The sequence below is a fragment of the Streptomyces sp. NPDC059895 genome (genome assembly GCF_042731035.1).
Taxonomy (GTDB): domain Bacteria; phylum Actinomycetota; class Actinomycetes; order Streptomycetales; family Streptomycetaceae; genus Streptomyces.
On sequence record NZ_JBHWKO010000026.1, the window covers coordinates 85,751 to 107,662 of the forward strand.

At 70.9% G+C, this 21,912-nt stretch carries 20 protein-coding genes and 1 pseudogene; 13 read left to right on the forward strand and 8 right to left on the reverse strand.

All coding sequences use genetic code 11. From position 1 onward, the window contains the following. Positions 1 to 44 precede the first annotated feature (44 nt). From ACFV9M_RS26455 to ltrA, 8 genes are all read left to right on the forward strand, one after another. Positions 45 to 809, forward strand: coding sequence for a thioesterase II family protein (locus tag ACFV9M_RS26455; protein ID WP_385071185.1), 765 nt, complete (start codon positions 45 to 47; stop codon positions 807 to 809). A 1-nt stretch (position 810) separates the two neighbouring features. Next, positions 811 to 1,962 (forward strand): LLM class flavin-dependent oxidoreductase, encoded by a 1,152-nt coding sequence (locus ACFV9M_RS26460; RefSeq protein WP_385071188.1) that lies wholly within the window; start codon positions 811 to 813, stop codon positions 1,960 to 1,962. 901 nt (positions 1,963 to 2,863) lie between these two features. Further along, positions 2,864 to 3,718, forward strand: a complete 855-nt coding sequence (locus ACFV9M_RS26465) for an NUDIX domain-containing protein (protein WP_385071189.1) — start codon at positions 2,864 to 2,866, stop codon at positions 3,716 to 3,718. Next, the gene (locus ACFV9M_RS26470; protein WP_385071192.1) at positions 3,643 to 4,254 is read left to right on the forward strand and encodes a hypothetical protein; all 612 of its coding nucleotides are present in this window, start codon (positions 3,643 to 3,645) and stop codon (positions 4,252 to 4,254) included. The genes ACFV9M_RS26465 and ACFV9M_RS26470 overlap by 76 nt, the downstream gene beginning before the upstream one ends. A 347-nt stretch (positions 4,255 to 4,601) precedes the next feature. After that, a complete protein-coding gene (locus ACFV9M_RS26475; RefSeq protein ID WP_385071195.1) occupies positions 4,602 to 4,805 on the forward strand; it encodes a hypothetical protein in 204 nt (67 codons plus the stop codon). After that, positions 4,802 to 7,174 (forward strand): methyltransferase, FxLD system, encoded by a 2,373-nt coding sequence (gene fxlM / locus ACFV9M_RS26480; RefSeq protein ID WP_385071197.1) that lies wholly within the window; start codon positions 4,802 to 4,804, stop codon positions 7,172 to 7,174. The genes ACFV9M_RS26475 and fxlM overlap by 4 nt, the downstream gene beginning before the upstream one ends. Continuing rightward, complete coding sequence (locus tag ACFV9M_RS26485; protein WP_385071200.1) at positions 7,171 to 7,860, forward strand: hypothetical protein; 690 nt, start codon at positions 7,171 to 7,173, stop codon at positions 7,858 to 7,860. The genes fxlM and ACFV9M_RS26485 overlap by 4 nt, the downstream gene beginning before the upstream one ends. Positions 7,861 to 8,470: 610 nt before the next feature. After that, positions 8,471 to 10,213 (forward strand): group II intron reverse transcriptase/maturase, encoded by a 1,743-nt coding sequence (gene ltrA / locus ACFV9M_RS26490; RefSeq protein ID WP_385102550.1) that lies wholly within the window; start codon positions 8,471 to 8,473, stop codon positions 10,211 to 10,213. Between the two features lie 38 nt (positions 10,214 to 10,251). Here the strand turns inward: ltrA and ACFV9M_RS26495 are convergent, their stop codons facing one another. The 3 genes from ACFV9M_RS26495 to ACFV9M_RS26505 form a co-directional block, all read right to left on the reverse strand. Beyond that, the gene (locus ACFV9M_RS26495; protein WP_385077929.1) at positions 10,252 to 12,012 is read right to left on the reverse strand and encodes an immunity 49 family protein; all 1,761 of its coding nucleotides are present in this window, start codon (positions 12,010 to 12,012) and stop codon (positions 10,252 to 10,254) included. 930 nt (positions 12,013 to 12,942) lie between these two features. Then, positions 12,943 to 13,392: a WD40 repeat domain-containing protein gene (locus ACFV9M_RS26500; RefSeq protein WP_385077935.1), complete on the reverse strand. Its 450-nt coding sequence runs from the start codon at positions 13,390 to 13,392 to the stop codon at positions 12,943 to 12,945. 97 nt (positions 13,393 to 13,489) lie between these two features. After that, positions 13,490 to 14,620: an FAD-dependent oxidoreductase gene (locus ACFV9M_RS26505; protein WP_385077927.1), complete on the reverse strand. Its 1,131-nt coding sequence runs from the start codon at positions 14,618 to 14,620 to the stop codon at positions 13,490 to 13,492. A gap of 53 nt (positions 14,621 to 14,673) precedes the next feature. On the opposite strand from ACFV9M_RS26505, the gene ACFV9M_RS26510 reads away from it, so the two are divergent. Next, positions 14,674 to 15,360, forward strand: a complete 687-nt coding sequence (locus tag ACFV9M_RS26510) for a TetR/AcrR family transcriptional regulator (RefSeq protein ID WP_385077924.1) — start codon at positions 14,674 to 14,676, stop codon at positions 15,358 to 15,360. Positions 15,361 to 15,651: 291 nt separating this feature from the next. On the opposite strand, the gene ACFV9M_RS26515 is transcribed toward ACFV9M_RS26510, so the two are convergent. Further along, positions 15,652 to 16,185, reverse strand: a complete 534-nt coding sequence (locus ACFV9M_RS26515; protein ID WP_385102554.1) for a TetR family transcriptional regulator — start codon at positions 16,183 to 16,185, stop codon at positions 15,652 to 15,654. Here ACFV9M_RS26515 and ACFV9M_RS26520 point away from each other — a divergent pair. From ACFV9M_RS26520 to ACFV9M_RS26530, 3 genes and pseudogenes are all read left to right on the forward strand, one after another. After that, positions 16,081 to 16,371 carry a hypothetical protein gene (locus ACFV9M_RS26520; protein WP_385077938.1) on the forward strand — a complete coding sequence of 97 codons (291 nt, stop codon included), beginning with the start codon at positions 16,081 to 16,083 and terminating at the stop codon, positions 16,369 to 16,371. The two genes, ACFV9M_RS26515 and ACFV9M_RS26520, sit on opposite strands and share 105 nt — an antisense overlap. Then, entirely contained in the window at positions 16,368 to 16,622 is a 255-nt protein-coding gene (locus ACFV9M_RS26525; RefSeq protein WP_385077921.1) for a hypothetical protein, read from the forward strand. The genes ACFV9M_RS26520 and ACFV9M_RS26525 overlap by 4 nt, the downstream gene beginning before the upstream one ends. A 344-nt stretch (positions 16,623 to 16,966) precedes the next feature. Beyond that, positions 16,967 to 17,212, forward strand: a pseudogene (locus tag ACFV9M_RS26530) (alpha/beta fold hydrolase); the annotation flags it as partial. Positions 17,213 to 17,242: 30 nt separating this feature from the next. On the opposite strand, the gene ACFV9M_RS26535 reads toward ACFV9M_RS26530, so the two are convergent. Both ACFV9M_RS26535 and ACFV9M_RS26540 read right to left on the reverse strand, forming a co-directional pair. Next, the gene (locus tag ACFV9M_RS26535; protein WP_385077919.1) at positions 17,243 to 17,611 is read right to left on the reverse strand and encodes an IS3 family transposase; all 369 of its coding nucleotides are present in this window, start codon (positions 17,609 to 17,611) and stop codon (positions 17,243 to 17,245) included. Between the two features lie 227 nt (positions 17,612 to 17,838). Continuing rightward, complete coding sequence (locus tag ACFV9M_RS26540; protein ID WP_385077916.1) at positions 17,839 to 18,828, reverse strand: phosphotransferase family protein; 990 nt, start codon at positions 18,826 to 18,828, stop codon at positions 17,839 to 17,841. Positions 18,829 to 19,015: 187 nt separating this feature from the next. Here ACFV9M_RS26540 and ACFV9M_RS26545 point away from each other — a divergent pair, with 187 nt between their 5' ends. Beyond that, on the forward strand, positions 19,016 to 20,107 hold the full coding sequence (locus ACFV9M_RS26545; RefSeq protein ID WP_385077914.1) for a MupA/Atu3671 family FMN-dependent luciferase-like monooxygenase: 1,092 nt from the start codon (positions 19,016 to 19,018) through the stop codon (positions 20,105 to 20,107). Here the strand turns inward: ACFV9M_RS26545 and ACFV9M_RS26550 are convergent. Continuing rightward, complete coding sequence (locus tag ACFV9M_RS26550; RefSeq protein ID WP_385077912.1) at positions 20,077 to 20,457, reverse strand: phosphomannose isomerase type II C-terminal cupin domain; 381 nt, start codon at positions 20,455 to 20,457, stop codon at positions 20,077 to 20,079. The two genes, ACFV9M_RS26545 and ACFV9M_RS26550, sit on opposite strands and share 31 nt — an antisense overlap. Before the next feature lie 46 nt (positions 20,458 to 20,503). After that, positions 20,504 to 21,847 carry a hypothetical protein gene (locus ACFV9M_RS26555; RefSeq protein WP_385077910.1) on the reverse strand — a complete coding sequence of 448 codons (1,344 nt, stop codon included), beginning with the start codon at positions 21,845 to 21,847 and terminating at the stop codon, positions 20,504 to 20,506. Between the last annotated feature and the right edge of the window lie 65 nt (positions 21,848 to 21,912).

Genomic DNA, 21,912 nt, shown 5'->3' on the forward strand with positions numbered 1-21,912 from the left:
CGGGTGTGCCGCGCGACCCGGCCTGCGGAGAAACGAGACAAGCCATGAGCGGACCACGAAGCGCCTGGACCATCGGAAAACCTCTGGCGGACCGCCCTCTCGTCACTCTGTACTGCTTCCCGCACGCGGGCGCGATCCCAAGCGAGTTCGTCCGGTGGGGCTCGGAACTCCCCGGGGTGGAGGTCTACGGCATCTGCGCGCCGGGACGGGGTCCCCGCTCGCGCGAGCGGGAACCGGACACCATCGAAGAGTTCGTCAGGGATCTGGTGGACGAGACCGAGTTCGCCGAGCCGGCCGTGTTCTTCGGACACAGTCTCGGCGCCCTGACCGCGTTCGAGACGATCAGGGAACTGCGCGCCCGCGGCAAGCCGCTGCCCCGCAAGCTCATCGCCTCGGCCCACGCCGCCCCGCAGCTCGGGCGGACGGCCACCGGGCTTGCGGGCCTCGCCGACCCGCAGCTCATGGCGGAGATCGAGGCCCGCTACGGCGCGCTGCCACCTCACGTGACCACCAATCCCGAACTGACCGCCCTGGTCATGCAGACGTTCCGCGCCGACTCGCGGCTGCTCGACTCCTACCGTCACGAACCCGGTGATCCGCTTCCGCTGCCCCTCGAGGTCTTCGGGGGCGAGCAGGACACCTCGGTGCCGCCCGACGCCCTCCTGGCCTGGCGGGACCAGACGGCCGGGGACTTCACCGCCCATTGGTTCACGGGTGACCACTTCTACTTCCGACACGATCCGGAACCGGTGTACGCGGCGATCCGGAACTCACTGCTCCGACCTCTCCCATCGAAAGCGGGCCGTTGACATGACGACCGACGCCCAGATCCGCCTCCACTGGTACCTGCCGAGCTCCGGGGAGGCCCGGCAGTTCCGGCAGGGCGGCACCAACGTCGTGCTGCCCGACCGGGACTCCGCCGGGCCCGGGGGCTTCCGCGCACCGACCCTGTCCTACCTGACGGAGATCGCCCTGGCGGTGGAGGAGGCCGGGTGCACGTCGGTACTCGTCCCGACCGGGTCCTCCTGCGAGGACCCCTGGATCGTCTCGTCCGTGCTCCTGGCGCACACCCGCACCCTCCGGTTCCTGGTGGCGCTGCACCCCCGCACCCAGCACCCGCTGCTGACCGCGCATCACGCCGCGACCTTCCAGCGGCTCGCCGGCCACGGCCGCCTGGCGTTGAACGTGGTGACCGGTGAACCTGGGTGGGAGGCACGCCGTTACGGCGACCACGGCGACAAGGCCGTGCAGTACGCCCGCACCGAGGAGTTCCTGCGGATCGTCCGGCCGCTGCTGGCGGGTGAGTCGGTCGATCACACCGGGGAGTACTTCGCGACGCGGGACGCCTCCGTGACGGCCCCGGGGCGCGACCTGCCCGCCGAGCCGCCGGAGATCTGGTTCGGCGGGTCCTCGGAGTACGCCCGGCCGGTCGCCGCCCAGCACGCCGACGTCTATCTGAGCTGGCTCGAACCGCTGGACATGATCGTGGAGAAGATCAAGTGGCTGGCCGAGGCGGTGCCCGAGGGCCGGTCGGCGCCGCGGTTCGGCCTGCGCGCCTGGCTGCTCAGCCGGGACACCGCCGAGCAGGCGTTCGCGGACGCCGAGCGGCATCTCGCCGGCATCGACCCGGCCCACGCCGCACAGGCCCGCGCGCTGTTGGGCGCCCGTGGCTCGGTCGGCCAGGCCAGGGGCCAGAGCCTCCTCGAAGGAGCCGGCATCGAGGACCTGGACAGTCTCCACGTGGCGCCCAATCTCTGGGGCGGTTTCGGGCTCCTGGCCGGAGGCTCGGCGCTGGCGTTCGTAGGCAGCCACGCGGAGGTCGCCGACCGGCTGGAGGAGTACCGCGAGATCGGCGTGAGCGAGTTCATCCTCTCCGGGTTCCCGAACCTGGAGGAGGCCCACTGGCTCTCGGACGGCCTGGCACCGGAGTTGCGGAGGCGGGGGCTGCTGGCATCGAGGTGAGTTCTCTCCGAAGGAACGGGCGAATCCTTCGCCGTCCGCACCGGAGGAACGGCTCAGCCGTCTCCTGGCGCGGCCGGCACCCTCCGTCCCGTCCGTGCGCCGCCCCCGTGGCGCCTGGCCGGGGCGGAGGCGGGTGCGCGAGGACGGGGGCAGCGGCCGCGGCAGGCCGGCGGGGCTCTCCCGCCGGGTCGTGGCCCCACCGACTCGCGCAGGCCATGTCACTGCGAGCAGCACCTGTGCGAGGCGCTCTCCACCTTCGCGTCGTCCGGGCGCTTCGACGAGGTGGTCCCACCGAGGCGGTCACCGCCGCCAGGCCGTGACCCGGCGGGACCTGGAGCCCGTAGCGAGGCGTCCCTGATCACGCACAGCCACAGCGCTCGGGCGTCGGCGTTTCGGCCAATCAGCCGGCGAGCGTGTGCTCTTGCGCGGCAAGGGTCGGTGCACCGAGCACCTTCGGAGAACCGCTCAATCCCAGGGTGCGCAAACCGTCCGAAAGAGCAGGCGTTCGACATCGCGGCGGTGTCGTTGAACACCCCGGCACCGTCATCACGTCCACGAGGGGAACGCATCGACGTAGATCGAACCAGGCAGCGATGAGGCAGGGCGGAGCACCTACCGAAGGCCGCGGCCGGCTCCCGCGGCACCCAGCCGTCCGATCACGAGACGGCGAGCCGACCCATCAGTACGAGTTCCCCGGCCCGGCCACAGAACCGCCCCCACGTCGAAGGCGAGACGACGCTCATGCCCCCAGCTCTTCCGCGATCCGTAAGACCGTCGAGGCGTACCTCGGCCACCACCCTGACGAGCGTGACGCCCCGGCCGGGCTGCTCGCAGCGCTGGACGGGCCCGTCGACATGACCGCCCGCACGACGCTGCTGGGCACGTCACCCGCAGCGCTGTCGTGATCAGCCGCCGGCGCCGCGTCCTGCACACCCGGCATCGGGCCACCGACGGTCTACCGCTCACCCCCGGCGGCCACATCGAGCCCGATGACCGCACGCTGCCCGCCGCGGCGCCGCGCGAGGTGTCGGAGGAGGCCGGGGTCGCGCCGGGCGCCCTGATGCCCACCGCGGCTCTCCCGCCGTCTCGGTCCGCCGACGACACATCCGGGGCCGCGGCCGCCCGGGCGGCGATGGTCGCCCGGCTGGAGGAGAGCGGAGAGTTGGGCCCCCAGCCGGTGCGTGCGGCCCTGCTCGCGCTGCCGCGCCAGATCCTGATGCCCCAGGCGTACGTGCGGCGCAGTGTCCCGGACGAGGACCCGCCGCGCTGGGATCTGCTGGACTGGTCCCGCCCGGCCGACCGGGACGAGCTGCTGGAGCGGCTGCACAGCGGGGACAGTGTCGCGATCCAGCACGACGGCGAGCCGATCGTCGGCCGCGCCGCCGGTCCGCGCCGCGGGGGCTCCATGACCGCGATGTCGAGCACGATGGGCATGACCGCGGACCTGCTTCAGCAGCTGGACCTGCGGCCCGGGCAGCGAGTGCTGGACGTCGGGACCGGCGCCGGGGTGACCGCGTCGGTGGCGTGCTTCGTGTGCGGCGACGCCGGTGTCGTCTCCCTCGACATCGACCCGAACGTCACCGCGGGCGCCCGCGAGCGCCTGTCCGCACTCGGCTACCAGCCGGCCGTTGCGACCGGAGACGCACCAGGGGGTGGGCCGACGCGGCTCCCTACGACCGGATGTTCGTCTCCTTCGCCGTCCGCCGCGTGCCGAGGGCCCTGGTGGTGCAGCTGGCTCCGGGCGGGCGCGCCCTGATGACGCTCGGGATGTCGTCGCCGTCGTGGCCGGGCCTGGCCGTGATCGGCAAACGGCCGGACGGGACCGTGGAGGCGGAGCTGCGCGCGGTCGAGTTCGGGCATCGCGCCGGTGCCGGCTTCGACCGGCTGTTCCTGTCCGCCGGGTTCCGCGCGACGATCACCACGGCCGAAGGGCGGACGCGGCGCAGCCGGGTGGCGCCGCCGGCGGACACGGCACGCGGCATGTGGCTGGCCTTGGACGCTCTGTACCCGGGGTTGGTGCGCCACTTCGGCGCCGAGGACCTGACGCTCGGCGCGCCCCGGTGCGGGTCGTGGATGCGGGTGAGACCGGTCGGCCACCGCCGGTGGGACGTGACGACCTGCGGCCCCCGGGACATCTGGGCGGAGGTCCGGGATGTCGCCGCCCGCCGGCGGGCGGCCGGTGAACCGGCCGTGTACCGGCTTCGCTTCGACGCCGATGACGTTCAGCGCGCCATGAGCCCGAACGGCGCTCTGACCTGGCAACTCGCCCACGTCGCTGGAGATTCGCGATGACCCGCCCCGGCCAGTCGGCCTCTGCGGTGGTTTCAGACGATGCCCTGTTCGGGTCCGAGGCTGCCGACTGCGCCCGTTGCCGTCCCGGCCTGCCGGACGCGGTGGTCCGTCTCCTGGCCGCCACCCGGCGCGGCGTGCCCGACCCCGCCCTGCTCGACCTGGGGCACGCGAGGAAAGCCGCGTATGGCGGGCGCGTGGCGCCGAGGGCGGCACCCGGTACGTCAAGATCCACCAGAACGCCCGCTTCCACCAGCGAGAAGCAGCCGCGCTCCGCGGCTATGTCGTCGGCCTGGGCGCGGCCGCGCCCAGGCTGGTGGCCGCCGACGCGGGGCCTTCTGGAGGCCGTGATGGACGGCTACGGCCGCCCCTTCACCGCGGAGGAAGAGGCCCGGCTCACGGTCCTCTCCGTCCTGGACGCCGTCTCCGGCATCTCCTACGGCGCCGCCCACGGCGATCCCGAGCCGGTGGAGCGCGGCCGGCGCACCCTGGCCCGGCTCCGCGCCGCACCACGCCCTGGCCATCACCCCGCTACACGAGGAGCAGCACGTTGACGTACACCGCCCGCGACCAGTGGGAGCAGCACTACAGCGACGGCAAGGGATTCCGGCAGGTCGGTGAGCGCGAGCGGGATCTGCTCGCCGAGCACACCCCTGCCCCCGACGGCGGCGGGCGGGCGCTCGACGTGGGCTGCGGGACCGGGGAGATGTCCGTCTGTCTCGCCTCCCTCGGCTACACCGTGGACGCCGTCGACTTCGCCGCCAGTGCGATCGCCCGGGCCCGCGCGGAGCACACCGACGTCGAGGGCGTGCGCTGGCTGCAGCTGGACATCGAGCGCGATGACCCGGCCCCGCTGCACGAGAAGGGGTACGACCTGGTCGTGCTGCGGCTGATGTACCCGTTCGTGAAGGACCGCGGTCGCATCATGCACGGGCTGGGTGAGCGGCTGCGGGACGGTGGCGCTCTCGTCGTCATCACGCCGGTGGTGGAGAACACGCCTGCGGAGCGGCGCGGAATCGCCCTGGATGAGGACGAGATCGCCCTGGTCGCCGCCGGATGGGAGACGGTGGAGCGGCTGGACGCGGACGGTCTGGCCTTCCTGGTCCTGCGCGGGCCCTGCCACACCGGCACCCGGGCCGTCGAGAAGAGGCCGACCACCGGACACGCCCTGACCGGAGCCCTCGCCGTCGTCACCGACGAAGCCGGGCGGGTCCTGCTCGGCCGGTCCCGGCACGGCATGCTCGAGCTGCCTGGTGGCAAGACCACCGCATCGGAGGACTTCGCCGCCGCGGCGGTGCGCGAACTCGCCGAGGAGACGGGCCTGGTCGCCGATCCGGCGGATGCGCTCGTGGTGACGATGCTGGTCGACGACAGTCACGGCATTCCGCGGCTCACGGCGGTCGTCCGTATCACCGCGTGGACGGGAACCCCGGCCAACCGGGAACCGGAGCTGTTCGACCGCTGGGAGTTCTTCGACCTGCACGCTCTTGCCCGCGTCGGCGCCGTGTTCGTCCCGGCCGCGCAGGCGCTGGATGCCGTGTGGCCCGGAGTCGTTCCCGACCTGCCGCCCGTGGTCTCCTACCCCATCGCCGTCGGGCAGCCGATGGTGCCGGGTGAGCCGGCCGAGGCGGTGCGGCTGCGTCAGGCGATGGCCGAGACGGTGATCGACGGCGGCTGGGCCCCGTCCGAGCCGGTCCGCGACGCGCTGCGGACCGTGCCGCGCCACCGCTTCGCCCCGGAAGCGAACCTCGCGGCCGCGTACGACGGCGGCGACCGGGCCGTGGTCACCCGGCGCGACGAGGCCGGAGCGGCGATCAGCTCGGTGTCCTCGGCGTGGCTCCAGGCCGACATGATCGAGAACCTGTGCCCGAAGCCGGGTGCGATCGTGCTCGAGGCGGGATCCGGCGGCTACAACGCCGAGCTGATCGCCCACGTCGTCGGACCCGACGGGCGCGTGGTCACCGTCGACATCGACCCGTGGGTCGTGCGCCGCACCCGCCGGTTCACCACGGAGGCCGGCAGCGGCCGCGTCACCGTCGTCGAAGCCGACGCGGCCCTCGGCGCACCCGCCCACCTCGTGCCCCGCGGCGGCTTCGACGGCAGCGTGATCACCTACAGCTGCTGGGACATCGCCCCGGCCTGGCGGGAGCAGCTGGCCGAGGGCGGACGCCTCGTCCTTCCGCTGGAGATCGGCGGCTACACCCGGGCGATCTCCTTCGAGCGGCGCGGCCAGGTGCTGCACGCCCGCCACTTCACCTACTGCGGCTTCGTCCGCGACCGGGGGCGGCAGGCCCGCACCGTCCCGGTCGTCTCCCTTCTCGACGGCGGCCTGACGCTCCGCTTCGACGACGGTGCCGCCGCCCCGACGGCGGGCCTGGAGGAGGCGCTGCGCAGGCCGCGGCACGAGGTCGCCACCGGTGTGGTCATGGGGGCGGGCGCCTTCTTCGGCTCCCTGCAGCTGTACGCGGCCACCACCTTGCCCGCCTTCTGCCGGCTGGCCGCCCACCAGGACCCGGACGAGGGTGTGACCGGCATCGCGAAGGACCGTGACGCACCCGCGATCGTCGGCGACGCCTCGCTCGCCTACGTGACCCACGTCCAGACGCAGGACGGCGAACGCCCGGAGGACAAGGAGTGGGAGTGGGTCGTCCACGCCTTCGGCGAGCAGGGGCCACAGCTCGCCGAGCAGCTAGCGGCCACGGTCCGGGCCTGGGACCGCCACGTGCGCGCCGACGACAACAGCAAGCACGCTGACCCCGCCCTGACGGTCCACCCGGCCGGCACGCCCGACGATCTGCTGCCCGCCGGGGACGTCCTGGACAAGGAGCACTGCCGTCTGGTGTTCCGGTGGCCGGGGCGTGACGCGCTGCTGCCCCGCCCCGTTGAGCGCCCCGGGGCCGGTGTCGTGACGGAGGGGGTGTGACGGTGGAACCGGCAGTACGCGAGACGGTGTTCACCGCGCCGAAGGAACCTGACGACAGGGAACGGATGCGGCGCGCGCACGCGACCGCCGCGCAGCGGTTCCAGGTGTCCGCGTCGGGGCCGGAGGTGTGGGGGTGGCAGGGCCGCACCCTCGGACGCCGGACCGGGGCATGCTGGCTCCGGGTCGTCGCCGCCGCGATGGACAAGGCCGGCGGACGGCTGTGGGAAGGCACGGCGACCGCGGACACGCAGGTGCCGCGATCGGTACCGCGGCCGCGGCTTCGCGGCGTCCTCGACTGGACCGCGTCGGAACTCGCCTACCGGGCCGAGCTCACCGAGTATGTGCCCGTCCCACCGGTCACCGTCGGCGGTCCCGCCCTCGCCCAGGACATCGCTCTGCCCGACGCCTGGTGGTCGGACCTGAAGCACGCCCTCGGCACGCTCGCGGCGGTGCCCACCGACCGGGAATCCGTACGGCAGGGCTGGATCGACCGGAACTTCCGCCGCTTCCTCGGCATCGACGCCGTGCGGATCCGTGAGACGACGACCGGGCATGCCGATCTGCACTGGGCGAACCTCACCCGCGCGCCCCTGGTCATGCTCGACTGGGAAAACTGGTTGCGACACGAGGTCGCACAACATGAGCGGACCACGGGAAAGGAGGGTGGGCGTATGCCTGCTCCGTGATCTCGGGCTAGTACTCGATGCCCGTCCCCGCCCTGACGTGCGCTGGGGGTAATCCCGGGGTTCGAAGCTCAGGGAACATGCGAACCGCGCCCCGATCCATCCGGGGAGCGGAGGAGGGGAAGACCGGGTGGGTGAACAACAGTGAACCCTCGATGATGCCTCGTTACCCAGAGACCTCGGATGGATGGAAGTAATTCCGGGGTGCAGGGTCTACGCCGTGGAGGAGCGGCAGGCGGCGACCAGGGACCAACTACTGGTCGTGTGAGTACCGCTGACCTCGGGGTACAGAGGGCACCCGACCCCGGTCGCATCTCATGTGTGCGAAACGTGGAAACCCCGTCCGGGTCCGTCGCTGAAGGTTGGCGGCGGTAGGCCGACCGCAAGGGGAGCTGAACTCCCGGGCGGGAACAGGATGTCCAAGAAGCGAATGCCGGCAGCCGAAAGGAGACGGGAAACTGCGGCAATGTGGTCGGCTCCTCCGCCGACTGCCGTGGATAACCGGTCGGATACCGGGCCTGGTGCCCGGACGCGAAAGCGGGCTGACGTGGACAGGTGAGCCTTTGATGATTTTGTGTCATGGCACTGGAACCGAGGGACAAGTTAGGCACCTATGGTGAACGGACCTGAGGGCAATGGGATCGACTGGGACGCTGTAAATTGGCGTGCCTGCGAGCTCGAAGTACAGCGACTGCGGCAGAGGATTTTCAAGGCGGCTCAGGAGCAGGACTGGGCGCAAGTCCGGAACCTGCAAAAGCTGATGCTGCGCAGTCGGTCGAACACGTTGTTGAGTGTGCGGCAGGCGACGCAGCGCAATGCTGGCCGCGTCACGGCCGGGGTGGACGGGGTGGTCGCTCTGACCTCCGAGGATCGGGCCAAGGTCGCGGTGCAGGTGCACCAGGGCCGGGGCACCTGGAAACCCTTGCCGGTGAAGCGGGTGTATATCCCCAAGGCCAACGGAAAGCAGCGCCCACTGGGAATTCCAGTCATCGTCGACCGGTGCCATCAAGGCCGGGTACGCAATGCGCTGGAGCCTGAGTGGGAGGCCAGGTTCGAGCACCGTTCCTACGGTTTTCGACCGGGCCGAGGCTGCCAGGACGCAATCGAGATGCTCTTCAACACGCTCCGCAAGGGCTCAACGCGGGTGTGGATCTTGGATGCGGACCTGTCAGCGGCGTTCGACAAGATCGATCACGACCGGTTGCTCTCCGCACTCGGGATGTTCCCGGGGCGGAAGCAGATCGGACAGTGGCTGAGGGCCGGGGTGTTCGAGCCCGGCAAGGGGTTCTCCTCGACCAAGGAGGGCACCCCGCAAGGGGGTGTGATCAGCCCTCTGCTGCTGAACGTCGCTCTGCACGGCCTGGAGGAGGCGGCCGGAGTCCGGCTCGCGACTGCCCCGTCCCAGAGGGCAGTGGGGCAGACGCGCCCTGACTCTACGGTGCTGGTCAGATACGCCGATGACTTCGTCGTGTGCTGCTTTACCGAGCAGCAGGCGCGCGAGGTCAAGGCACGGCTTGCCGAGTGGCTGAAGCCGAGGGGCTTGGCTTTCAACGAGGAGAAGACCCGAGTGGTCCACCTTGAAGACGGCTTCGACTTCCTGGGCTTCAATCTCCGCCGCTATCTGGTGGGCAAGCTGCTGATCAAGCCGAGCAAGGCCGCCGTCAAGCGGCATCGGGAACGGCTCTCGGAAGTGATGCACGGTTTACGCGGATCGAACGAGAAGGCGGTCATCGTCAGGCTCAACCCCATCATCCGGGGTTGGGCTGCCTATTACCGAGGGGTGGTGGCTGCCGAGGTCTTCAAGGACATCGACATCCACATGTGGAAGCTGACCTACAAGTGGGCCTGCTTCCGTCACCCCAAGAAGTCGAAGCACTGGATCTCCGGACGGTACTTCGGCAAGTACAACAAGTTCAGGAACGACTACTGGGTCTTCGGCGACCGCGACAGCGGCACCTTCCTGGTCAAGTCGTCCTGGACACCGATCGTCCGACACACCCTGGTCAAGGGCGCGGCGTCACCAGACGACCCCGCCTTGACTGAGTATTGGGTCAAGCGGCGCCGCAGGATCAAACCCGCACTTGACAGCTATAACCTCCGCCGGCTCGACCGGCAGGAGGGACGCTGCCCGCTGTGCGGGGAGAATGTCCTGACTCCCCACCAGCCACCGCAGTCCCCATTGGAATGGGAACGCTGGTGGCAGGTGATCGCCCGCAAGGCGATCTCAGCCGATTACCTTCGGCACGCGGGGAGAATGACGCCGCGGGGCGATCAAACCCGCTTGGTACACGCCGGATGCGCACGGCGACACGCGAGTATGCGGACGTCCCTCCGCCTTGCGATGCACCGCATCTGACGCCGCGCGCTGATCCACCAGGGATTACGGGACAGCCCTTAGAAAGGTTCGGCGGCCCGCAGGAGGGCAGGCGGGAGGTAGGGGGACTCGACGCGGATGGCCCAGCCGCGGCGGCGGGCGTGGCAGGCCAGAGCGAGGACGTCGACGTTGAGGGAAGCATCCGGATCGTCGGCTCGGTCGGCGACTTGGTAGTAGGCGCGGTGGGCTTCGAGCGCGTCGGCCAGGGCCAGGTTGAAGCTCTCCTCGTCTCCCTCCACGAGCTGCGACAGCAGCACGGCCGGCGGCATGGCGAAGCCCCAGTCCCTGGCCTTCTCGGCCTGCCGCAACGCCCCCTGCGCGGCCGGCTCGGGGTCGGCGCCCTTCAGGTAGGCATGGAGGGCCTCGCGGTAGGCGGCGAAGGCGGAGCCGTCCGGGCGGGTGAAGGCGGGTCCGGTGAGGACCAGCGGGGCGAGGTCCTCGCGTGCGCCGGTGATCAAGGCGAAGGCAGTGGCTCTCTGCCAGGTGTCGGCGCCGGCTTCCGCGCCCCGCTCGGCCGGGTAGCGCAGCGTGCGGCCGTCGATGGTCACCTCGGCCTCGGTGCCCGGCTCCGCGAGTGCGATGCGGAACAGGGCCGCCCCCATCTGGGAGGCCAGCCGAAGGTTCGCGAGCTGGGCGTCCGTCACGCCGCCGCCGGGGTCACCCGCGCGCCACTTGAAGAGGCGCTCCTGATCGCCCATGACCCAGCCGAGCCGCGAGACGTCGAGGGGTTCTCCGTCGGCGGAGGTGAACGTCTCCCGGACGTCGTCCTCGTACATGGCCTCGGTCCGCGGGTGAACGGTCCGCTCGCAAGCGGGCCGCTCCACCACCAACGGGCCGACGGCGAGCGCGGCGACCGCGTCCGGCCGCCGGTCCCGGCCGAAGCCCGCGACCCGTGGGCCTCGGGTCTCGAAGCCGGTGATCAGGGCATGCGGGAGGTAGTCGGTGCGGACAGCGGGCGCCCAGCCCAGGGTCCGGTACGCGAGCGCTGCCAGGGCGATGGGGACGAGCGGCAGAAGGCTGCTCGGGGAGGCCGAAGGACCGTGCAGGGTGCTCTGCCTGGCCAGAAAGCCGGCCAGCGCCGTGTCGAAGGCCTCCCGGTCCTCGGCCGCCAGGGCGCGCAGCGTGCGCAGCGCCGCGCTGTCCGGCCGGTCCAGCAACGCCTCGCCGGTCTCCTGGGCGCGGGTGGCGATGCGGTGCAGGGCGGCGTCGATGGCGGCGAGCTTGGCCGGCGCGCTCGGCGGATGCTCCTCGTCGCTGCCGGTGTGGTCCAGGACCATGGCCATCAATCCGGTGGCGAGTTCACCGGCGGGCGTCCCCTGCGCCTGCCCGGCGAACTTGTCCCGGGCGAAGTGGAAGGCCTCGCCGTGCCACTTCGCCCTGTCCCTCAGGAGCGCCAGGCAGAGCGCGTCGATCCACTCCCCGACCGTGACGCTCTCCTCGGGGGCGTCCTCGCCCGGGTCGTAGCTCATGCCGAAGTTCACGTACTCCAGGAAGACCTGGAAGCTGCAGTGCGGGTGGTACGCGGTGTAGCAGACGGCGCCGGCCGCAGCTTCGGAAGCGTCCGCGAGGGCGGCCTTGGCCTCCGGGGTGTCGAGATCGGGTGTCTCGACGGAGAGAGCACCCAGGTAGGCGAGGAACTCTTCGGCGATCGTCTGCCATTCGTAGGTGGCCATCCGGCCGGCCCGCGACATGGACCGCACCTGACCCCCGATCCGGTTCGCGAAGTCCTCGCGTGCCGCCGACACGGCGGCCGCGTCTACCTGATGACGCCTTATCTGCACTGTCCTGCTCCTTGATCAAATCTGGAGGACAGCCTAGGCGCCGAATCTGACAGGAGGGGTCGAGGAACCTCGGAGCACATCCGGCCCCGCAGTGCGCTCCCGGGCCGCGTCGGCGGCCTTCGTCGCGTCCGCGATGGCGTCCGCGCCGTGCGGGTTGTGCTGGAACCAGCGGCGACCCTGCTCAATTCTGTACGCCCGCTGGGCCTCCGCCTCCGCTTTCTGGTCCGGCCGAGCCATCCGAGGGCGCTGCGGCGGTACTCAGGCACGGCCTGCTCCACAGCCTGGAGCGGCGAAGGCGAGCGCGCACCGCCGCCAGAGCCTGATCCGCGTCCAGCGCGCCCGGCTCCATGAGCTCCAGGAACGCACGCCGGGCCTGCTGCGCCTGCCGCTGCTCACGCCGCCCGTCCCGACGGGAGAAGGGACACGAAGGCCGGGCCGCTCCGTGAAGGAGCGGCCCGGCCAACGCCTGCGCCGCCGGCTGGGCGAACGCACACCGGCCTCGACAGGGGCAATGGGGCACCACGACGGACGCCGTCCTTGTCGTGCACGGCCACCGACGGGCCCGGTCTTGCGTCCGTGCGCCTGGACCGGCTGCCCCTGTCGGTGGTGGGTTCAGCCACGGGGCTGCCACTGGGGACGGCTGGAACCCCGCGGTCCCGGGACGGACGCGTCCCACGCGGCCGGCATGGCCGAAGGGAACGCTTCCGGCTCGCGCGGGGAGTGCTCCTCGTCCTGGCCGGCTCCAGCCGGATAGTTCCCGTCGAGGACCCGGTGCCAGCAGGCGTACGTCACGGCTGAACGCGGCCGTGGAGACGTCCTCGGTGTCGAGTGACGACGACCGCCTGGGAGCCGTCGGCCGTGTCGCGTCCCAGGGTTCGGCCGGCGGCATCGGGCCGTCCAGGTCGTTGTCGTCGTACGCCTGCGTGAGTGTCAGCAGGCCCCGGTCGGGGTGAACGCCGCAGCCGGCACTCGGATGTTCGGTGCGGACCTCGACGTGTCCCGGCGCAGACCGAGGCTGTCCGCGAGCTCCCGCACCGCGGCCCGACCGTCGTCGGATGCCGTGGCGATCGTACGGCCGTCCGGCGCGAGGGCGACCGAAGTGACAGCGTCCCTGTGATCGGTGAAGCGGGTCTGGAGGCGGGGGCAGAACGGCTCGCGGACGTCCCACAACTGGGCCGTTGCGTCACTGCCGACCGTGGCCAGCCACCGGCCGTCCCGGCTGAACGCCACGCCTCGCACGGGACCGGCGTGCTCGGAAAGCGTGGCCAGGCGAGGAGCGCGAGCAGAGCGTCGGTGGCCACTCCCCTCTCCCCCGGAGGAGCCGTCGCAGCCGTCTGCCGACGGGTGCGGCCGCGTAACTCGGACTGCCCGTCCGGCCATTGCCGCAGCAGCTCGCACGGGGCCGCTCCGTCGCGGTGCCGTACCGTCCCGTGAAGCCGTGGCGAGCTGTTACTCCTCGTGCTCTCGCGCTGGGCAGTCAGGATGGCTGGCCTGACGGCTGGACTTGGTCGAAGAGGGCGAGGGCTTCGGCGGGGTCCGGGCTCACCAGGCGTTCCAGACCGGCCGTCGTGATCTTCGCCCATCTGCCGGCCCGTGCCCACATCTGTTCCTCGAAGGCGCGGACGGCCTCGTCCAGATCTCCAGGGCCGGTGGCGATGGACTCGGCGAGTTCGGCGCCTTCCAGCATCGCGAGGTTCGCGCCCGCCCCCAAGGGAGGCATCAGATGGGCGGCGTCGCCCAGTAGCGTCACCCCGCGGACGTGGGTCCAGGTGTGGGACACGGGCAGGACGTAGAGGGGGCGGTGGACGAAAGCGGTGCCGTGGCGGAGGAGGTCGAGGACGGGAGCGGCCCAGCCGTCGAACAGAGCCAGCAGGCTCGATCGCACGGCCTCGACGTCGGCCAGGTCCAGGTCCGTGTGCCAGTCCAGCGGCGCGCGGAACTGGGCGAACACCTTGACGTGGCCGCCGCTGTTGCGCTGCGCGACGAGAGCTCGGTTCACGCCGTACACAGCCACGGAACCGTCGCCGACCAGCCGGGCGAGGTCGGAGTGGCGGGTGTCGACGTCGTCCAGGGAGGTCTCGACCGAGGTGACGCCGGTGTACTGCGGCGTCACCGACGAGACCGCCGGGCGGACCCGGGACCAGGCGCCGTCCGCGCCGACCACGAGGTCGAACGTCTCCTGCCGCCCGTCCGCGAAATGAACCAGTGCGCCGTCCCCGGTCCCCGGCACCACCTGCGTCACACCCCGCCCCCACTGGACGTCGAGAGGGCCGAGCAGCAGGTCACGGAGTTGCCCGCGGTCGATCTCGGGATTGGCCCGGTCGTCTGGACGGGGTCGCCAGTCGCGCAGGACGGTCCCGTCCGCGTCCAGGATGCGCATGGCCTGCCCCTCGGGACGGGACAGCGCCTGAAACTTCGTCAGCAGCCCCGCCTTGTCCAGCGCGAGCTGGCCCAGCCCTTCGTGCAGGTCCAGCGTGCCGCCCGGGGGGCGGGCATCGGGGGCGGGATCGCGTTCGAGGACGGCAACGGGGTAGCCATGGCGGTGCAGGACACGGGCGAAGGTAAGGCCGGCAGGGCCGCTCCCGACCACGGCGATACGATGTCTCATGTCGATACACTGTATTTCCCCCCGGCGACGCAACGCAACAGAACGGTGTGACCATGACTGTGTGGGACCGGCCGGAGCCGCCGACTCGCCCCGTGCCGCTCGACCGGGAGCGGATCGTCGCCGCCGCCATCGCGCTGGCCGACGAAGGCGGGCTGGAGGCAGTGTCGGTGCGCAAGGTCGCCGCCCGGCTGAACGCCGGCCCGATGCGGCTGTACGGATACATCTCCACCAAGCAGGAGCTGTTCGACCTCATGGTGGACGAGGTCCACGCCGAGATCCTCCCCGAGGAGCAGCCCGGTGACTGGCGGGAGGCGCTGCGCATCCTCGCCCACCGCACCAGGCAGGCCGCTCTCCGCCACGAATGGCTGGCCGACCTGCTCGGCGGCCGCCCGACCCTGGGCCCGAACGGCCTCGCCGTGACCGAGGCCACGCTGGCCGCCCTCGACGGCCTCGCCGACATCGACACCGTCATGCGCGCCGTGGAGACTGTCAGCGCCTACTTCACCGGCGCGATCAGGCGCGAGGTCGCGAGCCTGCGGGCCGAGCGCGCCACGGGCCTGTCCAAGCGCGACTGGCAGCGCGCCTCCGGCCCGCATGTGACACGGATGCTGGCCACGGGCCGCTTCCCGGCGCTGTCCAAGGCCGTGTACGACGGCACGGACGTGGACGCCGAGACATCCTTCACGACCGGCCTGGACTGGGTCCTCGATGCCGTGGCCGCCAAACTCACCCGGTCCTGATCGTTTTCTCGGTCCGGGCAAGGGCCGGCGCACTTGCGGACTCCTCGCCCAAACACTGCGGGACCGAGACCGCGAGGTCGTGGTCGAGCACCTCCACATCCACCTCCCCCGCGCGCTGAAGACGGCCGCCTCATGATCTGCCTGCTGTCAGTTCGCCGAGCACAGACGGTCCAGCTCGTCGGTGTTGCCCAGGATCTCCAACTGGACGTCGTCGTGGAGGACCGCCAGCGTCCGCGGGGGCTCTGTGCCGACCCTTCGGAGTGCTCGACGGCGTGGTCGTGCGGATGGCCCTCAGGAGTGGACCCGGGACGGCTGGATGAGTCCGGCCACGGCGGCCCTGCGGCCGGTGAAGGATTCGTGAACGGTCTCCGCTTGCAGCGCCTTCAGTGACCAGGAAGCGGTGTCCCAGCTGATCACCAGCCCGATCACCATGGCCATCAGCTCTACCGCCGGGATGTCGGCGCGGATCCGGCCCGCTTCCTGTGCGGCCTTGATCGCTGCGACGTTCCGCCGGTACTCCTCGACCTCCACGTCGATGGGCTGCTGTCGCTCCAGCCCTGCCCGCAGGTACAGCCGCCGTACGTGTGTCCGCTGCTCCAGCCGGTCGAACAGTTCGCCGGCGTAGCCAGGCAGGTGACCGGCGTCGATCGAGACCGCCTTCGCCAACTCCAGCATGCTGTCGGCGACAACCATGTCGAACAGCTCTTCCTTGGTCCCGAAGTGCATGTAGATCGACCGCTTGTTGGCAGCGGCGGCCTCGGCGATGCGGTCGATCCTGGCACCGGCGAGGCCGTACGTGGCGAACTGCTCGCACGAGGCGACCAGGTCGCCGCCACCGCCCGGCGCCCGGAGACCCTCGACGATCTGGCGGCCCGCTACGGCGAGCAGCTCTGGCGTGCCCGCCTGGACGTCACCGACACCACTGCGCTGCGCGAGGTCGTGGACCGCGCGTTCGCGGACGGTACATCCAGGTCGCCGGCGTCGGCGGACAGATCGCCTTCCCCGCCATGAGCCTCTACCACGCCACCAAGTGGGGAAACGAAGGATTCCGGGAGTCGTCCGCCGCCGAGCTCGCACCGTTCGGTTTCTGCGTGACGATCGTCGAGCCCGGCATGTCCCGCACCACCTTCGGCGCCGGCAACTCGGTCCTCGGCGCGCCACCAGACGAGCGACCCCGCACCATGTCACCGACCCCCTTCTCCCCCGCCCGGACAAGACACCCACCGCCCCCGGTACCCGCCGGGGGCTCCGTGCGTCCTTGAGGACCGACGTGCCGACCTGGTCCCCGGGTGAGGACGGCCGCGGTCCAGTGGCCAACCCGGCGTCGTTCGAGCAGCAGGGCCGTCACGGCCGGCGCCATCCGAGCCTTGGTCTTCTCGTGGAGCCGCGGGCGGTTCTGACGGTGGTGGCCGCGTCGGTGCCGGGTAGTTGTGTTCATGACGTCCACGGGGGCAGAAGCAGGGGAACGTGTGTCGACTTCGCAGTGGCCGACGGAGCGTGTTGGCCGGCGCATCCTGCGGGCTCCGGTGGCCTGGCCCCCTGGCGGGACTGTCCGCGGCCTGCGGGCGCGGCGGGCAGGTGGTGTCGTGGCCGGGAAGGTTCAGCTGTGTTCGCAGGCTTCGGGACCAAGCGGGTTCAGTCGGGCGAGGCATCGATCTTCGTTCGCCATGGTGGCGAGGGCCCGCCCGTGGTGCTGCTCCATGGCCACCCGAGGACATCCGCGACCTGGCACCGCGTGGCCCCGCTCCTGGTCCGGCGCGGCTTCACCGTCGTCTGTCCCGACCTCAGGGGGTACGGCCGCTCCCGAGGCCCCGCGGCCACGGCAGACCACGCGGGGTACTCCAAGCGAGCTGAGGTTCCCCCGTTGTGCGGGGGTGGCTGACTAGCTGGTCAGGGCGGTTTGGCGTGGTTTCAGGTTCACTTGTTCGGTCGTTGCCTGGTTGGCGTAGTGCTTCACCTCGTACTCGATGGGGCTGAGGTAGCCGAGTCGTTTCTGGATGCGGCGGGGATTGTAGAAGCCGTCGATGTACTCGAAGAGCGTGAGGTTCGCTTCGGCTCTGGTGGCGAAGACGCGGCCGCGGATGCACTCGGTCCCCGACCTCCGCGCCCGGCTGCTTCCACCTCGGCCGGCACTGGACCGCCGGCCTCCACAACGCCCACGCCTCAGGCGGCAACGACCTGGCCGCCGGCCTCCTCGGCGACCTCGCCCGCCAAGCCCTTGACGCCGCGACCACACCACCGCGGCCGGCATCCTCCGCCACGCTCACAAACCCGCCGCCCACCGCCCGCCGCCCGCTCCACCTCCGCCTCGCCCGCACCGTCCTCGCGGCCCAGGCGGACGCCGTGCCGTCCTGCACGCGCTCTTCGCGGTCGAGCAACCTCGACGACGCGGGCGCGGGCCGCCCCGGCATCGGTATGTGGTCCGGTGGGCGCGCAGGCTGCGGCCCAGGTTCACCGGCCACCGGTGAGTGGAGACCGTCAGCGTGCTTGCTTGCCGAGCAGGGTCACGGTCTCCCGCAGCCGCTCGCACGCCCAGTCGTACTGCTCGGTGTCGGTGTGTGCCCGGTAGCTCGTCTCGATGATCTGGATCAGTGCGAGGTGGAGGTTGTACAGCCGCCGACGGGTCCGCTCGGCGGTGGTGAACGGCCGGTGGCCGTAGCCGCGGATGAAAGCCGTGGCGTCCCCGTAAGCGCTCGACTCACTCCCGGTGAAGCCGAACTCCATCAGCGGATCGCCGTAGAACGCTCGCTCGTGGTCGAGGATCGCCACGATCCGGCCGTCGCGCACCATGCAGTTGCCGGGCCACAGGTCCCACTCGACGAACCGGGGCTCGGTCACCTCGTCCAGGGCATCGGCGTGGGCGGCCACGACTTCGCGCATCTCGTCGTAGCCGTGGCGCAGGTCGACGCCGCGCCGCTCGCCGTCGCCCAGCAGTTCCTCGACCATCCGCAGGAAGGCCGCGCGCCACGTGCTGTCGCCCGGCCCGGCCAGCGGGCCGAACGAGGTGCCCGGGATGCTGTTCAGCTCGTGGGTGATCGCGCCGAGCGCCTCGTCGTACGCGTCGATCTCCACCCCGGCCAAGGTGTTCCTGATGGCATTGAGGTTGTCCGCGTCTATGTACGTCATGAAGAAGTAGTCGGCGTCGCACACCTCATGGCTCTGATCGGCGAAGTCGACCGCCGGCACGGGAACCTTCGTGTGTTCCCGGATCAGCCGCAGCGCCGCCAGTTCGGTGGCCATGGCACCGCGCTCGTAGGTCATGACCTCGACATCCGGCGGCGGCGCTATCTTGAGGACGACGTGCGGGCCTGATCGCAGCCGGATCCGGTAAGCCACGTTGAACCAGCCGTCGGTCAGTTCGCTGACCCAGTCCTCGCCCGCGGCGCACACCTCCTCCGGGCCGTAGGCGCGGGCGACCATCGCGCGAAGCGCCTCAACGGGCTGCCGGTTCTTCGTGATGCTCTCCATCAGTCCTCCGCCCGAAGCATGATCGGACGGTAGCACCCGGCCGGCGTTGTGCACTCGGGTCCCCTCGCGGCGCCTTGCTGTTGCTGGCCTCTCGGCAGCGTCGATTGCTAACGTGAGCGCCAATTCGGGCCCACGTTGCATGTGATTCGTCCAATCCTTGGCGTCAGACCATTGACGGGAAGAAACCGTGGACTTCAGCCTTTTCTATTTCGCCGACGACGGGGAAGCCGAGGGCGATCGCTACCACCTGCTGATGGAGGGAGCCCGATTCGCGGACGAGCACGGGCTCGCCGCCGTCTGGACGCCCGAGCGGCACTTCCACCGCTTCGGCGGCCTGTTCCCGAACCCGTCGGTGACGGCCGCGGCGGTGGCGGCCGTGACCTCGCGGGTGCAGGTGCGGGCGGGCAGTGTGGTGCTGCCGCTGCACCATCCGGTGCGGGTGGCCGAGGAGTGGGCCATGGTGGACAACCTCTCGCACGGCCGGGCCGGCGTCGCGCTCGCCTCCGGCTGGAACCAGCGGGACTTCGTCTTCCGACCGGAGGCGTACGCCGATCGCCGGCAGCGCACCGTCGCCGCCGTCGAGACCCTTCGTCGGCTCTGGCGGGGCGAGGCATTGGACGCCGAACCGGAGTGCCGGGTCTACCCGCGGCCGGTGCAGGCGGAGATTCCGCTGTGGCTCACCAGCAGCGGCAACCCGGGCACGTTCGAGACCGCCGGGCACGTCGGCGCCGGTGTGCTGACGAACCTGCTCACGCAGAGCATGGAGTCGTTGGCGGAGAACGTCGCGGCATATCGGCGCGCCTACGCGGGCTCGGGGCGCGATGGTCGCGGACACGTCGTCCTGATGCTGCACACCTGCCTCGGCGAGGAACTCGAGTCGGTGGAGCGCCTCGTGCGTGAGCCGCTGCGGCGCTATCTGAAGTCCGCGCTTGATCTGAACCTGCGCTCGGCCGGGCCGTCCACGGGCAAGGGAACCGCCGCGGGGCGGCCGTCCGCGGAGGAGCGGGCCTGGGCCTGGGCCAGATCCACGTACGCGCCGGCGGCCGTCGATGGTGCCTACCAGCGCTATCTCACCTCGGACGGCCTGTTCGGCGCGGTTTCGGATGTGCTTCCCGTCGTGGAGCGCGTGCGGGAGGCGGGCGTCGACGAGATCGCGTGCCTCATCGACTTCGGCGTGCCGGCCGACGCGGCGCTGAGTGGACTGGCGCATCTCGACGAGCTGCGTGCCGCGGTGGAGAGCGCGCAGGCTCAGCGGTCCGTGGAGGCGAGCAGACGGTAGTCGTCCTCGAGGCGTTCGATGTCCTCTTCGTCGAAGAAGCCGAGGGACAGTTCGAGGAACCTGCGCGGCGCGCCGCCCGGGTTGTGGATGCGGTGGGCGAGGCCGCGCGGAATCCAGATGCGCTCTCCGGCGGCGGCCGTCCACGCGCGATCGTCGATCTGCACGTCGAGCGGGCCGTCCAGGACGGTCCACCACTCGTCGCGTTTCGCGTGCCGGTGCAGACTCACCCGCTGCCCCGGGTCGATGGTGATGAACTTGACGGTCGATTCGGTGTTCAGCGTCAGCCGCTCCTGAACGCCGTAGGGCCGCGGGTAGTAGTGGATCTCCGGCTCGGTGGCTTCGTTGCGCATCGCTCTCAGCTCCTAGCTCGTGCTCAACCGGTCGGTCGCGCTCGGTTCAGGCTTCCAAGGCCTCGGTGACGAGGAGGTTCTCCAGCGCGGCGAGTGCCGAGGCGGCGTCTGCCGGCGGAATCCGCGTGTCGTCGCAGACCACTTGCAGGATCAGCTCGTGGCCGTCGCTGCCGAGATCGGCGAAGAGGGTGGCGTCGCCCATGTCACGCCGGCCGACCGTGGTGATGGACGACTCTTCGAGCATGGCCTTGAGATCCGGCAGCCCGCTCTCCAGGCCCGCCCATACGCCGCGATCGCTGCGCACGTCGTTGAAGTAGTACGAGAGGTCGGTCGCGAGCCCCTTCGCCGTGAGCTCGGCGAGCGTGGCACGCCACTTGATGCAGTCGTAACGCGCACGGCTGTACGTGGTGATCGTCCGGGCGTAGATGTTCTTCGCGTATGCGGCGAAAGGGTCGCCGGGCCGGTCATCCGGCAGGACGAGCAGCCCGTTCCCGATCGTCTGGCCGACGAAGTCCGTGAGTTTTGGATGCGACCGGTTGTTGCAGACCAGCAGGAGCGCGGAAAGCTCGCTGTCGACGTGCCGGCGGATGGTTCTCGTCAGCGCGGAGACGACGACGCCGCTCGCGCTCACCCCGTGGCGCAGGGCGAGCGCCTCGACGGCGACCGCGGCTGCCCGAGACCGGAGAATCGTCACCGAGAACGCGCCCGGCGTCATCGACATCAGGCCGCGGCCGGGTGGCAGCCTCGCGGACGAGGCCGACCAGCCGTTGATGACGGCGTCGCTTCTGCGGACCTGGTCGGCCGACTGCTCGTATGCGACCAGTTCCGCGGTCTGCATTCCGAGCGCACAGGTGTCGCGCCCCTCGACCGCGTGGCGGATCAGGCGGTCCAGCGGACGGTGGGCGCCGCCGTCGAACGCGAGGTGCGACATCGCGACGTTGATCTGCGTGACGATTCCGCCGGCGTGATGCAGTCCCAGGCGGATCTGGGGTTCGTCCATGCCGAACGCCCCGCTCGCCAACTCCGCGCAGGCCGGATCCTTGCGCGTGTTGTACCCGTGGCGCACGGGAGCCGCGTCGGCCGGTGCCTCGGTCACGCGGACCTCGATATCGGCTTCGCCCCGAAACGTCAGCCGCACGCGCTCGGTGTCGAACGACGCGCGAAAGATGTCGAGGGAGGACAGCAGCCCCCGTAGGCGGTCGAGCGCCCCGGACACGCTGATGCCGTCCTTCAGTGAGGAAATGGGCCAGGAGATGTTGAGACGGTCCGACGACGAACCGAGTGCGGCCATGCTGTCCCACATGTTTCCCTGTCCCCAGGTGAGGGGCATCGGTCCCCCCTCGGCCCCCCGGACGGAGAGGCTGTGCGATTCACTGTCGCCGACGGCCATCAATCCCCCTCGTGGATCATCAACATCGCGATCCGTATGCATGCGGTGGGGTCTCGGCGCGCGAC